Here is a 12,741-nt window from a genome sequence, read left to right as displayed (position 1 = left end):
CGGATGCCGTGCCTAGCCTCAGGCGAACTGGCGCAGGAAGCGCAGGTCGCCTTCGAAGAACAGACGCAGATCCTGTACGCCATAACGCAGCATCGTGAGGCGTTCGAGCCCGCTGCCGAACGCAAAGCCGATATAGCGCTCCGGGTCGAGGCCCATGTTGCGGATCACGGTCGGATGCACCTGGCCCGAGCCCGAGATTTCGAGCCACTTGCCGGCGTTCTTGCCCTGCTCGAACATCATGTCGATTTCGGCGGACGGCTCCGTGAACGGGAAGTACGACGGGCGGAAACGCACCTGGATGTCGTCGCGCTCGAAGAACTTCTTCAGGAAGTCCGTATAGACGCCCTTGAGGTCCGCAAAGCTGATGTTCTCTTCGATCCACAGGCCTTCGACCTGGTTGAACATCGGCGAGTGGGTGGCGTCGCTGTCCACGCGATAAGTACGGCCCGGCACGATCACCTTGATGGGCGGCGTGTGCGTGCGCGCGTAGCGCACCTGCATCGGGCTCGTGTGGGTGCGCAGCAAGAGCGGACGGCCTTCGGCATCCTTGCCGTCCACATAGAAGGTGTCCTGCATCGAACGCGCCGGATGGTTTTCCGGGCTGTTGAGCGAGGTGAAGTTGTACCAGTCGGTTTCGATCTCGGGGCCGTCGGCCACGTCGAAGCCGATCGAGCCGAAGATCTGCTCGACGCGCTCCCACGTCTGCATCACCGGATGCAGGCTGCCCGTGCCGGCGCCACGGCCCGGTAGCGTGACGTCGATCGCCTCGGCGGCGAGACGCTGGTTCAGCAGCGCGTCGGCAAGCGCCTGGCGGCGCGCGTTGAGCGCGGCCTCGACCTGCTGCTTGACGGCGTTGATGCGCGCACCTTCGGTCTTGCGCGTTTCCGGGTCGAGCTTGCCGAGGCCCTTGAGCAGTTCGGTCAGCGCGCCCGATTTACCGAGAAAACGCGCTTTTTCATTTTCAAGCGTGTTGACGTCGGAGGCGGAGGCAAAGGCGCGTTGCGCGTCGGCGACAATCTGGTCCAGATCCATTGATCCCATCTTTTCAGCGTCAGTGTTTGAGACTTGAGCGGCGCAGGAAGCGCTTCGCCAACAAAAACGGGGCTCGGTGAGGAGCCCCGTTTTTGTTGCAGCATCACCGAGACAACCGGAATGTCTGCTGCAACGAACCTGCGCAATACCTTGCTTAGGCAGCGACGGCGGCCTTCACCTGCTTGACGATCGCAGCAAATGCAGCCTTGTCGAACACAGCCATGTCAGCCAGAACCTTGCGGTCGAGTTCGATCGAAGCCTTCTTCAGGCCGTTGATGAACACGCTGTAGGTCATGTCGTGCTGACGCACCGCCGCGTTGATACGCGTGATCCACAGTGCGCGGAACACACGCTTCTTGTTGCGGCGATCGCGGTAGGCGTACTGGCCTGCGCGCATGACCGCCTGCTTGGCGATGCGATAGACGTTATTGCGGCGGCCGCGGTAACCCTTGGCCAGCTTGATGATTTTCTTGTGACGGGCCCGTGCGGTAACCCCACGTTTGACTCGAGGCATGAGTAGCTCCTATGAGTTGTCGGTTGAGGATTACGCGAACGGCATCATTGCGCGAACGGACTTCACATCAGACTCGTGAACGGCCGTTGCACCACGCAGATGACGCTTATTCTTGGTGGTCTTCTTGGTCAGGATGTGACGCTTGAAGGCTTGACCGCGCTTGACGGTACCACCCGGACGAACCACGAAGCGCTTTGCAGCGCTCTTCTTGGTCTTCATCTTGGGCATGACAAAAACTCCATTTATTTGATGGACATGGGTGTGCGGCTGGCTCCCACGCCCGGTTTTCAAAAACCGCGCGCTTCGCCCTCAAACCGCCCTTCGAAACCCACTCCACTTGTTTTGGCAGCTGGCCGGCTTTTAAAAAACAAGCTTGCCGCCGCTTTCAGGAAAAACGCCCGTTTGCCGCACATTGACGTGCGGCGCGCGGGCGCCGTTCCGGAACCTGCTTGCCGTTTCCCCGCGCATTTTACCGCACTCACCGCGTGGGAAACGTCTGACAAAACTACCGTGGCCGCCGCGCATGGAACAACAGAACAACAACGCGCGGCGCGCCAATTACTTCTTCTTCTTGGGCGAAAGCACCATGATCATCTGGCGCCCTTCCATCTTCGGCATCTGCTCGACCTGACCGACTTCTTCGAGATCGGTGCGCAGGCGCTCGAGCATACGCATGCCGATTTCCTGGTGGGCCATTTCGCGGCCCCGGAAACGCAACGTGATCTTCGTCTTGTCGCCATCTTCAAGGAAGCGGACGAGATTGCGCAGCTTGACGTTGTAATCGCCGTCGTCGGTACCCGGACGGAATTTGACTTCCTTGACCTGGATGACCTTCTGCTTGAGCTTGGCCTCGTGTTGCTTCTTCGCCTCCTGGTACTTGAACTTGCCGTAGTCCATCAGGCGGCACACGGGGGGCACGGCCTGCGGGGCGATTTCAACCAGATCGACGTCCTGTTGTTCCGACATGCGGAACGCATCAGCCAGCTTTACGATGCCGAGCGGCTCGTTGTCGATGCCAACGAGACGCACCTCGGGTGCCGAGATTTCACCGTTGATGCGATGCGACTTATCCGTAGCGATGTTACGTTTCCTCTAAAAATTAAAAAAACGAGCCGCGCTGCCAGGTGGCTTACTTGAACGTCTTGACATCCTGCGCCAGACGCTCAGCGAACGCGTCGACCGGCATGACACCCAGATCGACGCCGCCACGGGCACGCACGGCTACCGTTTGTGCTTCACGCTCTTTGTCGCCGACAACCAGCAGGTACGGGACCTTCTCAAGCGTGTGCTCGCGTATTTTATAGCTAATTTTCTCGTTGCGCAAATCGGCCTGCACTCTAACCCCTTGTTTTTGCAACGATTGGGCTAGATTTGTCGCGTATTCGGCCTGACTTTCGGCGATATTCATCACAACAGCCTGCACCGGAGCGAGCCAGGACGGCATCGCGCCCGCATGGTGCTCGATCAAAATCCCGAGGAAACGCTCCATCGAACCGAGAATTGCACGGTGCAGCATGATCGGGCGGCGGCGGCTGTTGTCCTCGGACACGTACTCGGCGCCCAAACGCTCCGGCAGCACCATGTCGAGCTGCAGCGTGCCGCACTGCCACGAGCGGCCAAGCGCGTCCTTGATGTGGTACTCGACCTTCGGACCATAGAAGGCACCCTCGCCCGGCAGCTCCTCCCATTGCAGACCACAAGCCGTGAGCGCCTCGCGCAGACCCTGCTCGGCGCGATCCCACGTCTCATCCGTTCCCGCGCGCGAATCCGGGCGCAGCGAGAGCTTGATGTCGATGTGATCGAACCCGAAATCCTTGTAGACGCTCATCGCGAGCGTGTTGAAGGCGATCGACTCGCTGATGATCTGGTCTTCGGTACAGAAGATGTGTGCGTCGTCCTGAACGAAGCCGCGCACGCGCATCAGACCATGGAGCGCACCCGACGCCTCATTGCGGTGGCACGAGCCGAATTCCGCATAGCGCAGCGGCAGGTCGCGATACGAACGCAGGCCGTGGTTGAACACCTGGACGTGACCCGGGCAGTTCATCGGCTTGATGGCGTAGTCGCGCTTCTCCGACTCCGTCGTGAACATGTTTTCACGATAGTTCTGCCAGTGGCCCGACGCCTCCCAAAGCGAGCGGTCCATGATCATCGGCGTCTTGATTTCGTCGTAGCCAGCCTCGCGCAGGCGGCCGCGCATGTACTGCTCGACCTGTTGCCAGAGCGTCCAGCCCTTCGGATGCCAGAACACCATGCCCGGCGACTCGTCCTGCATGTGGAACAGGTCGAGCTGCTTGCCGAGCTTGCGGTGGTCGCGCTTCTCCGCCTCTTCGAGCATGTGCAGGTACTGGTCCTGGTCTTCCTTCTTCGTCCAGGCCGTGCCGTAGATGCGCTGCAATTGCTCGTTCTTTGCATCGCCACGCCAGTAGGCCCCCGCGACCTTCATGAGCTTGAAGACCTTGAGCTTGCCCGTGGACGGCACGTGCGGGCCGCGGCACAGGTCGGTGAAGCCGCCGTGCGCGTAGAGCTTGATATCCTCGCTGCCGGGAATCGATTCGATGATTTCGGCCTTGTACTTCTCGCCGATGCTCTTGAAGTAATCGACCGCCTCGCCGCGCGAAACGACACGGCGCGTGACCGGCTCGTCCTTCTTCGCGAGCTCCTGCATGCGCTTTTCGATCTTTTCGAGATCTTCGGGCGTGAAGGGACGGTTGTAGGCGAAGTCGTAGTAGAAGCCATTGTCGATGACCGGCCCGATCGTGACCTGCGCTTCCGGATAGAGCTCCTTCACCGCATAGGCGAGCAAGTGCGCCGTGGAGTGACGGATGATGTCGAGCCCGTCGGCGTCCTTCTCCGTGACGATGGCAAGCGACGCGTCGCGATCGATCAGCGTCGACGTGTCGACCAGCTCGCCGTCGAGCTTGCCGCCGAGCGCCGCCTTGGCGAGGCCGGGGCCAATCGAAGCCGCCACTTCGGCGACCGTGACGGGATGATCGTACTGTCGAACCGAGCCATCGGGCAGACGTATCGCAACCATGTTTTTCTCCAGAAGTGCCGTGGAGGCACATCGTATCGTTCGTGGAAGATTGCCGGCAAAGCCACTCGCTGCAACCCGCGAAAACTTCGTGGCGAAAAAAAATGCGGCCCCGCTTTCGAGGGGCCGCATTCACTTTTCAAACCAGATTGCAGGGCGAAAGAGATCCTCGACTATCAGCGTCGCTCCGAAGTGGTTTCGGTAAACGTTCGCGGTGTCATAACCGTATTCGCCTTAGGCGCTCATTCAGCGCTTTTACTGCACGTGAAGCCTCGATATGCACTACCCGTATCGCGACTTCGATTTCGTTGGTAGGCTCGATTGGACTCGAACCAACGACCCCCACCATGTCAAGGTGGTGCTCTAACCAGCTGAGCTACGAGCCTGAAGAAGCAAGATTGTATGTTGCCTGCGCTGGCTTGGCAAGTATTTTTTGCGGCGGAGCACAAAAGCCAGGCCCCGCCAGAACCCGGGTCCCGCGCCTCAGTGCTTGCGCGCCGCCCTGAGCACGCCGCCCACCTCGCCGAGCAGCACGCACGCGCGCTGGATCTGCGCCGAATTCGACACCTCGACCGTGAACTGCATGTATGCGGCGTTGCGTCGCGATTGCGTCTTCACGCCGATCACGTTCATCTTCTCGCGCGCGAACACTTCCGAGATGTCGCGCAGTAAGCCCTGGCGGTCGCTGGCCTCGATCAGGATATCCACCGGATACACCGATTGGCCACGCCCGCCCATCACGTCCGCGGACCAGGTGGTCTGCAGCACGCGCTCAGGCGCGCGGCCAGCCATGCGCAGGAAGGTCGGGCAATCGCTGCGGTGAATCGACATGCCCTTGCCGCGCGTGACAAAGCCGCAGATATCGTCGGGCGGCGCCGGCCGGCAGCACCGCGCAAGCTGCGTGAGCAGCGCATCCACGCCTACCACGAGCACGCCCGACGATCCGCCGTGTGTCACATTCGCGCCGCTCGCGCGCTTGGTGATCTGCTCGGGTGTCTCGTCTTCGGGTTCGGCGGCGGGCGCATCGTGCAGCGCCTGCTCGACGTGACGCAAGCTGAACTCTTCCTTGCCGACCACGCTAAAGAGCTCGTCGGGCGACTTGAAGCCGAGCTTGGCCGCAAGCTGATCGAGATTCACGGACGTGCGCCCCTCGCGCTGCAGCGTCTTTTCCACCATCGCGCGGCCGTTGGCGATGTTCTCCTGAGCCTCGATGGCGTTGAACCACACGCGCACCTTTTGCCGGGCGCGGTTGCTGTGCAGATAGCCGAGCTGCGGGTTGAGCCAGTCGCGCGACGGGCCGCCCTCTTTCACCGCGACGATCTCGACGGTTTGACCGTTCTGCAACTGCGTGTTGAGCGGCACCATTGCGCCGTCCACGCGCGCGCCGCGGCAGCGGTGGCCGAGCTCGCTATGCAGGTGATACGCGAAGTCGAGCGGCGTCGCACCCTGCGGCAATGCAATCACGCGCGCCTGCGGCGTGAGCACGTAGATGTGGTCGTCGTCGAGCGTGGCGTGGCGCAGTTGCTCCCACGGCTGAGGGCCGTCGGCCACATCGTCCTTCCAGGCCAGCAACTGACGCAGCCAGGCGATCTTCTCGTCGTACGCGCTGGCGGCACTGAACTGGCCGCCATAGCCCTTCGAGCCTGCCTCCTTGTAGCGCCAATGCGCGGCCACACCATATTCCGCGAACTGATGCATCTCCTGGGTGCGGATCTGCACTTCGAACGCGCGGCCATCGTCGCCGATCACGACCGTATGCAGCGAACGATAGCCATTGGGCTTGGGCCGCGAGATGTAGTCGTCGAACTCCTTCGGCACTGGCTGCCAAAGGTTGTGCACGATGCCGAGCACCGTGTAGCAATCCTTGATATCGCGCACGATCACGCGAAACGCGCGCACGTCGTAGAGCTCGGAGAAGTCGATCTCCTTGCCGCGCATCTTCTTCCAGATGCTGTAGATGTGCTTGGGCCGGCCGCTCACCTCGGCATCGATATGCGCGGCGGCAAGCTCGTGCTGCAGCCGTTCGATGGCCTCGGCCACATAGCTCTCGCGCTCCACGCGCTTTTCATCGAGCAGTTTGGCGATGCGCTTGTAGGTCGCCGGCTCCTCGAAGCGGAACGCGAGGTCTTCGAGCTCCCACTTCAATTGCCAGATGCCCAACCGGTTCGCGAGCGGCGCGTAGATTTCGAGCGTCTCGCGCGCGATCTCGGGAGCGGGCGTGACCTTCGCCGCCGCGTAGTAGCGCAGCGACTGCACGCGCGACGCGAGCCGGATCAGCACCACGCGGATGTCTTGCGCGAACGCCAGCAGCATCTTGCGCAGCGACTCCACCTGGGCCCGGCGCGCGGCCTGGGCATCGCGGCCTTCGCGGCCGGCTTCGGATGCTGCGTTTTGCGCCGCCGTGCGCAGGCTCACGGTGCCCAGGCGCAACAGCTTGCGCACGTCGAACACGAGCTTGACGACCTCGGCGCCGAAGCGCGCCTCGATCGTGCCCTCGGGGTCGTCGAGATGCGGCGCGATATTGAAGAGCGCCGCCGCCAGCACTGCGGGAGGATCGACGTTCAGGCGGCTCATGACGGAAGCCGTGCCTTGCGCGTGCTCGACAAGCGGCTCGCCCGTGGAAAGGCGCGCGTCGCCGGCGTGTTCGCGCACGAACGCGAGCGTGTCGTCGAGCGACGGCAGCGCGGCGCGGGAGAAGGCTTCGGCGGAAACGGGAGGTACGGTGTCGCTGCTCATGAGACGGCGCCCGCCGGCGTACCGGCCGGGCTGCAAACTACGATGAAACGATTCAGGCCAATGGTCGCGCAACAAGTACTTTCAAGCACGGTCAAGCGTGCTCAGTCACACTCAATCGCGCTGCGCAGCCACCACGACGATTTCGACGAGGCATTCCGGATTGGCGAGCTTCGCCTCGACAGTCGCGCGCGGCGGCGTGGCGCCCTGCGCCACCCACTTGTCCCACTCGGCATTCATGCCCGGAAAATCCTTCATGTCGGCGATATAGATCTGCACCGAGAGCAGCAGCGACTTGTCGCTGTTCGACTCGCCCAGCAGACGGTCGATGTGGCCGAGCACTTCGCGCATCTGGCCGCCGATGTCCTGGTTGGTGTCCTCGGCGATCTGGCCCGCGAGATAGACCGTGCCGTTGTGAATCGCGGTTTCCGAAAGACGCGGGCCGACGTGGTGACGAATGACTGCCATGAAGAGTCCTGTTGAAGTTGAATGTTCGATGCGCCCCGGCGGGCCGGGAAATCGCGATATTATGACCCGCCGACGGGCCAGCCGTCGAAGAAACGGCGCGCAATCTCGATCTGGTCGGCCGCCAGAAACGCTGGCGCATGCCCGACGCCCGCGATCTCGACACTCGACACCTGCTGGCCGGTTTCGACCATCTTTGCCACGGTTTCGCGCGAGAGCAAATCGGAAAGCGCACCGCGCACCGCGAGCACCGGCCCCTTGAACGCGGCGAGCGAGCGCCATAAAAACTGTTCGCCCTGCTCATTCTGCTCGGGCGTGACGCCCTTGAAACCTTCGGCGATGCGCGGGTCATAGCGGTAACGCCACGCGCCGTCCACCTCGTGCAGCAACGGCGTGTTGATCTCGCGCCACTCCTGCGCGGTGAGCGGGCCGAACGACGACGCCAGCAGCGCCGCATTGTCGATGCCTTCCTGCTGCGAGCCGAAGCGCTCGTCGCGGCCGACGTAATCGCCAATGCGCCCGAGCGCCGCCGGCTCGATATGCGGGCCGATGTCGTTGAGCAGCATGCGGCCGATGGGTGCTCCCGGCAGTCCCGCGAGCGCCATGCCGATCAGGCCGCCCATCGAGGTGCCGAACCAGTCCACCTGCTCGACGCCCGTGCGCGCGATGAGCGTGACCATGTCCGCGACGTACTGCGCGACGCCATAGCCGCGCGGGTCGACGAGCCACGACGAAAGACCGCGCCCCACGACGTCCGGGCAAACCACGCGATATTTTCCGCACAACGCCGCAGCAAGCCTGTCGAAGTCGCGGCTCGAACGCGTCAGACCATGCACGCACACCAATACGCGCGGATTGGCGGGATCGCCCCACTCGGTATACGCCATGCGGTGGAGCCCCGAAGGACTAAGGCACTGGACGTAATGCTGACGCGGCACGGCAGACGGTTCGGTCATCGCTCAAGTCTCGCTGGTTGCGCCGTTAGGCTGTGAGGCCATTGTAAACGGCTTTGCCGTGCGCAACCGCCGCGCACGCCGAGGCTCGCGGGCACGTTCGGGCCTATCGGGCACGATGGCGCCCCACGTGCGGCGGCAGGTTCAACGTCCATACACCGGCCATCCGGTGTATGCCATTCAGCCGAGGTTTCAAATCCGTGCGGTCGCCCAAGAATGGATCCATCCTGAATCAGCCACAAACGCAAAACGGGCGGAACCGAAGTCCCGCCCGTCTCAATCATGCCGCAGCCGTCGACTACCGCATTGCCGCGATCAACTCACCGCGCTCACATCGAGCGGCGCGCCGGTCTTGGCCTTGATCTCGTCCACCGTCACGCCCGGCGCGAGTTCAGTCACCTTCAGGCCCGCATCGGTCACTTCAATCACGCCGAGGTCGGTGATGATCAGATCGATCACGCCCACGCCCGTGAGCGGCAGCGTGCACGCCTCGAGAATCTTGTGCTGGTCGCCCTTGGCCACATGCTCCATCAGCACGACCACGCGGCCCACGCCCGCGACGAGGTCCATCGCGCCGCCCATGCCCTTGATCATCTTGCCGGGGATCATCCAGTTGGCCAGGTCGCCCTTCTCGCTCACCTGCATCGCGCCGAGGATCGCGAGGTTGATGTGGCCACCGCGAATCATCGCGAACGAGTCCGCCGACGAGAAGATCGAAGAACCCGGCAGCGTCGTGACCGTCTGCTTGCCGGCGTTGATCATGTCGGCATCCACTTCCTCCTCGGTCGGAAACGGTCCGATGCCGAGCAGGCCGTTTTCCGATTGCAGCCACACTTCCATGCCCTGCGGCACATGGTTGGCCACCAGCGTCGGCAGACCGATGCCGAGATTCACATAAAAGCCGTCTTGCAGTTCCTTCGCCGCGCGGGCGGCCATTTCGTCACGATTCCATGCCATGGTCGGTCTCCTTTGTCACTTGCCCGCCGGGTTGTTCGACCCGGTGCGCACGGTGCGTTGTTCGATGCGTTTCTCCGGGTGCGCATTGAGCACGATGCGCTGCACGAAGATGCCCGGCGTATGGATGCTGTCCGGATCGAGTTCGCCGTTCTCGACGATCTCCTCCACTTCCACCACAGTGATCTTGCCCGCCATCGCGCACATCGGGTTGAAGTTGCGCGCCGTGCGCCGATAGATCAGGTTGCCCGACTTGTCAGCCTTCCAGGCCTTCACGAGCGCCACATCGGCCGTGAGCGAATGCTCGAGCACGTAGTGCTTGTCGCCGAACTGGCGCGTTTCCTTGCCTTCGGCGATGAGCGTGCCGAAGCCGGTATTAGTGAAAAACGCCGGAATGCCCGAGCCGCCGGCGCGCAGCTTTTCGGCCAGCGTGCCCTGCGGCGTGAATTCGAGCTCGAGTTCGCCCGAGAGATACTGGCGCTCGAATTCCTTGTTTTCGCCCACGTAGGACGAGATCATTTTCTTGATCTGGCGCGTCTCCAGCAGCAGGCCGAGGCCGAAGCCGTCGACGCCCGCGTTGTTGCTGATGCAGGTAATGCCCTTCACGCCCGAATCGCGCAGCGCGCCAATCAGGGCCTCGGGAATGCCGCACAGCCCGAAACCGCCTACCGCGAACGTCTGCCCGTCCTTGACGATGCCTTCGAGCGCGGCAGCCGCGCTTTTATAGACCTTGTTCATCAGTGTGTCCCTTCCTCGTATGGAAATACGTCGATGCGCCGGTTCGTTGAACCTGTTCGTTGAATTCTTGTTGAATGCATTCGTTCGGCCCAGCGTGCCGGCGCCGCAGCCGCCCGGATGCCTCATTTTAATCACGGCCCGGTGGCGTTGCCGCGAACCCGGCCCGGCATCCGCCAGGCCCTCCGATGGTTGCAAAGCGTACGCTGGGCGGGCATTGCGGCACAATACGCAAAACTACATAAAGCCATACCCGCATCGTCCGCCATGCCAGCACCCGCAAACGCCACTACCGCACTCGACTATCAGACCGCCTTCCATCTCGCGCCAATTGGGCTCGTGCTCGCGCGCGAGCGCATCGTGGAGGACTGCAATGAGGCCGTTTGCGCCATTTTCCGCTGCCCGCGCGAGGCGCTGGTCGGCCAGTCGTTTCTGGTGCTGTATCCGTCGGCAGTCGAGTTCGAGCGCATCGGCGAGCGCATTCCACCCATCATGACAGCCCAGGGCAGCTACGCCGACGACCGCATCATGAAGCGCTTCGACGGCGAACTCTTCTGGTGCCACGTCACGGGCCGCTCGCTCGACCGCGCGGAGCCGCACGCTGCCGGTGTCTGGACCTTCGAGGACCTGAGCGCGACACGGCGCGTGGCGGTCGAGCTCACGCCGCGCGAGCGCGAAATCGCGGCGCAACTGGTCACGGGCAAGACGAGCAAACAGATCGGCAAAATTCTCGACATCAGCTCGCGCACGGTGGACATCTACCGCGCGCGGCTCATGCGCAAGTACGACACGGGCAACGCTACCGAACTGCTGCAGCGGCTACTCGGAAATTGAAGCGCCATGAATGCCGCGTATTGAAGAGGCGAAGAGGAGGCTGAGAAGCGGCGGAGATGCGGCTGAGAAGCGGCGGAGTGCGGCGCGCGCGGGACATGCGCACGCCGTAGAACCCAATCATTGCGCCTTCACGAGCGGCGCGTTTTCAATCGTCGCGCGCAGGCTGTCTGGAATCGGCACGGATTTACCCGCCGCGTAGTCGATCCATACACAGCGCGCATTGCCGCGCGCATACACGGTATCGGGATCGTCCACGCGGCGCAGCTCGAAACCGGTATCGAAACTACTGCGGCCCGGCTCGCCCACCGTCATCGTGCAAACGATATCGCCGGGATAGTGCAACTGCTTGAGGAAATCCATCGACGCGTTCACGATCACAGGCCCCTGCCCATCGCCTCGTTCGCGGCTCTCGCCGCCTACGCCAATGTGCTCGAACCACGAAATCCGCACCTGCTCCATGTAGCGGAAATAGACCGTGTTGTTCACATGGCCGAACGCGTCCATGTCGCCCCAGCGGATTGGCATCGCCATTTCAAAAACAGGGTGGTACTCACTCATTGCACGCTTTACATTTGTTGCACTGGAAATTCACATCAGGCCGAAGCCATCGTCGGCGGTGATGATCGAGCCGTTCATGAAGGCTGATTCATCCGCAGCCAGCAGCAGCAACAGGCCGTCGAGATCCGCCGGCGTGCCCACCCGGTGGCGCGGCAGCATCGAGATGAGCTTTTGGCCCTGCTCGGTCGCCCAATGATGATGGTTGATCTCGGTGTCGATATAACCGGGACAGATTGCATTCACGTTGATGCCGTGCCGCCCCCACTCCAGCGCCATGGCTTTCGTCATATGCACGACGGCCGCCTTGCTGATCGAGTAGAGGCCGATCTGCGGCAGCACGTTCAAGCCGGCCACGGAAGCGATATTGATGATGCGGTACGCCGGCTTCGAAGCGCCACCATTGCCGCGCATGATCATGCGTTTGGCCACTTCCTGGGCAACGAAGAAAGCGCCGCGGGTATTGGTGTCGAAGACGTACTCGAAGTCGGCGGGCGTGACCTCGGCCAGCTTCTGGGTGGTCGAGACGCCCGAGTTGTTGACGAGAATATCGATGGTCCCCGCCTCGGTCTCGGCATGCGCGACCGCCGAGCGGATGCTCTGGTAATCCGTCACGTCGAGCGAGACCACATGCGCGGCCCCGCCGCCAGCCTCAATTTCGGCGCGCAATTCCTTGAGGCGCTCCACGCGCCGGCTCGCCAGCACGACCTTCGCACCGGCCTGTGAGAGCACCTGGGCAAAACGCTTGCCCAGACCGCTCGACGCGCCGGTGATCATTGCCACCTTACCTTCCAGATTGATCGAACGGCCCATTTTCGCTTCCTGTTCAAGGATGAAAGAGCGCCGGAATACACCACCGGCGGCGCGCCGGGTATTCTGGCATAAAATAGAACGATCGTGCTAAAGTTGGCCCGTTGGGTTGCGGCCTGGGG

Annotated in this window: 13 protein-coding genes and 1 tRNA gene; 1 reads left to right on the top strand and 13 read right to left on the bottom strand. The window is 62.5% G+C overall.

Annotated features, from left to right (window positions below; all coding sequences use genetic code 11):
- Positions 1-18: 18 nt before the first annotated feature.
- From pheS to P5W98_RS05590, 11 genes are all read right to left on the bottom strand, one after another.
- The gene (gene pheS, locus P5W98_RS05640) at positions 19-1,032 is read right to left on the bottom strand and encodes a phenylalanine--tRNA ligase subunit alpha (RefSeq protein WP_213296418.1); all 1,014 of its coding nucleotides are present in this window, start codon (positions 1,030-1,032) and stop codon (positions 19-21) included.
- Between the two features lie 154 nt (positions 1,033-1,186).
- Entirely contained in the window at positions 1,187-1,546 is a 360-nt protein-coding gene (rplT, locus tag P5W98_RS05635) for a 50S ribosomal protein L20 (protein ID WP_007585475.1), read from the bottom strand.
- A 30-nt stretch (positions 1,547-1,576) separates the two neighbouring features.
- Positions 1,577-1,774, bottom strand: coding sequence for a 50S ribosomal protein L35 (gene rpmI / locus P5W98_RS05630; protein ID WP_035530936.1), 198 nt, complete (start codon positions 1,772-1,774; stop codon positions 1,577-1,579).
- Positions 1,775-2,104: 330 nt separating this feature from the next.
- Positions 2,105-2,626 carry a translation initiation factor IF-3 gene (gene infC, locus P5W98_RS05625; protein ID WP_421025197.1) on the bottom strand — a complete coding sequence of 174 codons (522 nt, stop codon included), beginning with the start codon at positions 2,624-2,626 and terminating at the stop codon, positions 2,105-2,107.
- 49 nt (positions 2,627-2,675) lie between these two features.
- Positions 2,676-4,583 carry a threonine--tRNA ligase gene (thrS, locus tag P5W98_RS05620; protein ID WP_421023649.1) on the bottom strand — a complete coding sequence of 636 codons (1,908 nt, stop codon included), beginning with the start codon at positions 4,581-4,583 and terminating at the stop codon, positions 2,676-2,678.
- A 306-nt stretch (positions 4,584-4,889) separates the two neighbouring features.
- A tRNA-Val gene (locus P5W98_RS05615) sits at positions 4,890-4,966 on the bottom strand.
- A 97-nt stretch (positions 4,967-5,063) separates the two neighbouring features.
- Complete coding sequence (locus P5W98_RS05610) at positions 5,064-7,316, bottom strand: RelA/SpoT family protein (protein ID WP_421079328.1); 2,253 nt, start codon at positions 7,314-7,316, stop codon at positions 5,064-5,066.
- Between the two features lie 111 nt (positions 7,317-7,427).
- Positions 7,428-7,781, bottom strand: coding sequence for a RidA family protein (locus P5W98_RS05605; protein WP_421023647.1), 354 nt, complete (start codon positions 7,779-7,781; stop codon positions 7,428-7,430).
- Between the two features lie 59 nt (positions 7,782-7,840).
- On the bottom strand, positions 7,841-8,734 hold the full coding sequence (locus P5W98_RS05600; RefSeq protein WP_421023646.1) for an alpha/beta fold hydrolase: 894 nt from the start codon (positions 8,732-8,734) through the stop codon (positions 7,841-7,843).
- 312 nt (positions 8,735-9,046) lie between these two features.
- A complete protein-coding gene (locus P5W98_RS05595) occupies positions 9,047-9,688 on the bottom strand; it encodes a CoA transferase subunit B (RefSeq protein WP_213296431.1) in 642 nt (213 codons plus the stop codon).
- Positions 9,689-9,703: 15 nt separating this feature from the next.
- Positions 9,704-10,423: a CoA transferase subunit A gene (locus tag P5W98_RS05590; RefSeq protein ID WP_421023645.1), complete on the bottom strand. Its 720-nt coding sequence runs from the start codon at positions 10,421-10,423 to the stop codon at positions 9,704-9,706.
- A 264-nt stretch (positions 10,424-10,687) separates the two neighbouring features.
- On the opposite strand from P5W98_RS05590, the gene P5W98_RS05585 reads away from it, so the two are divergent.
- Entirely contained in the window at positions 10,688-11,254 is a 567-nt protein-coding gene (locus tag P5W98_RS05585) for a LuxR C-terminal-related transcriptional regulator (RefSeq protein WP_421023644.1), read from the top strand.
- A 117-nt stretch (positions 11,255-11,371) separates the two neighbouring features.
- Here the strand turns inward: P5W98_RS05585 and P5W98_RS05580 are convergent, their stop codons facing one another.
- Both P5W98_RS05580 and P5W98_RS05575 read right to left on the bottom strand, forming a co-directional pair.
- Positions 11,372-11,812 (bottom strand): acyl-CoA thioesterase, encoded by a 441-nt coding sequence (locus P5W98_RS05580; protein ID WP_434718448.1) that lies wholly within the window; start codon positions 11,810-11,812, stop codon positions 11,372-11,374.
- A gap of 30 nt (positions 11,813-11,842) precedes the next feature.
- Positions 11,843-12,622 (bottom strand): SDR family oxidoreductase, encoded by a 780-nt coding sequence (locus tag P5W98_RS05575; protein WP_421023642.1) that lies wholly within the window; start codon positions 12,620-12,622, stop codon positions 11,843-11,845.
- Between the last annotated feature and the right edge of the window lie 119 nt (positions 12,623-12,741).

The sequence above is a fragment of the Paraburkholderia sp. A1BS-2L genome (assembly GCF_051125205.1).
Taxonomy (GTDB): domain Bacteria; phylum Pseudomonadota; class Gammaproteobacteria; order Burkholderiales; family Burkholderiaceae; genus Paraburkholderia.
This window is presented reverse-complemented; position numbering and strand designations above follow the sequence as displayed.

Coding starts and splice junctions, on each gene's coding strand:
- pheS (WP_213296418.1), bottom strand. CDS start 1,032: ATGGATCTGGACCAGATTGTCGCCGACGCGCAACGCGCCTTTGCCTCC.
- rplT (WP_007585475.1), bottom strand. CDS start 1,546: ATGCCTCGAGTCAAACGTGGGGTTACCGCACGGGCCCGTCACAAGAAA.
- rpmI (WP_035530936.1), bottom strand. CDS start 1,774: ATGCCCAAGATGAAGACCAAGAAGAGCGCTGCAAAGCGCTTCGTGGTT.
- thrS (WP_421023649.1), bottom strand. CDS start 4,583: ATGGTTGCGATACGTCTGCCCGATGGCTCGGTTCGACAGTACGATCAT.
- P5W98_RS05610 (WP_421079328.1), bottom strand. CDS start 7,316: ATGAGCAGCGACACCGTACCTCCCGTTTCCGCCGAAGCCTTCTCCCGC.
- P5W98_RS05605 (WP_421023647.1), bottom strand. CDS start 7,781: ATGGCAGTCATTCGTCACCACGTCGGCCCGCGTCTTTCGGAAACCGCG.
- P5W98_RS05600 (WP_421023646.1), bottom strand. CDS start 8,734: ATGACCGAACCGTCTGCCGTGCCGCGTCAGCATTACGTCCAGTGCCTT.
- P5W98_RS05595 (WP_213296431.1), bottom strand. CDS start 9,688: ATGGCATGGAATCGTGACGAAATGGCCGCCCGCGCGGCGAAGGAACTG.
- P5W98_RS05590 (WP_421023645.1), bottom strand. CDS start 10,423: ATGAACAAGGTCTATAAAAGCGCGGCTGCCGCGCTCGAAGGCATCGTC.
- P5W98_RS05585 (WP_421023644.1), top strand. CDS start 10,688: ATGCCAGCACCCGCAAACGCCACTACCGCACTCGACTATCAGACCGCC.
- P5W98_RS05580 (WP_434718448.1), bottom strand. CDS start 11,812: ATGAGTGAGTACCACCCTGTTTTTGAAATGGCGATGCCAATCCGCTGG.
- P5W98_RS05575 (WP_421023642.1), bottom strand. CDS start 12,622: ATGGGCCGTTCGATCAATCTGGAAGGTAAGGTGGCAATGATCACCGGC.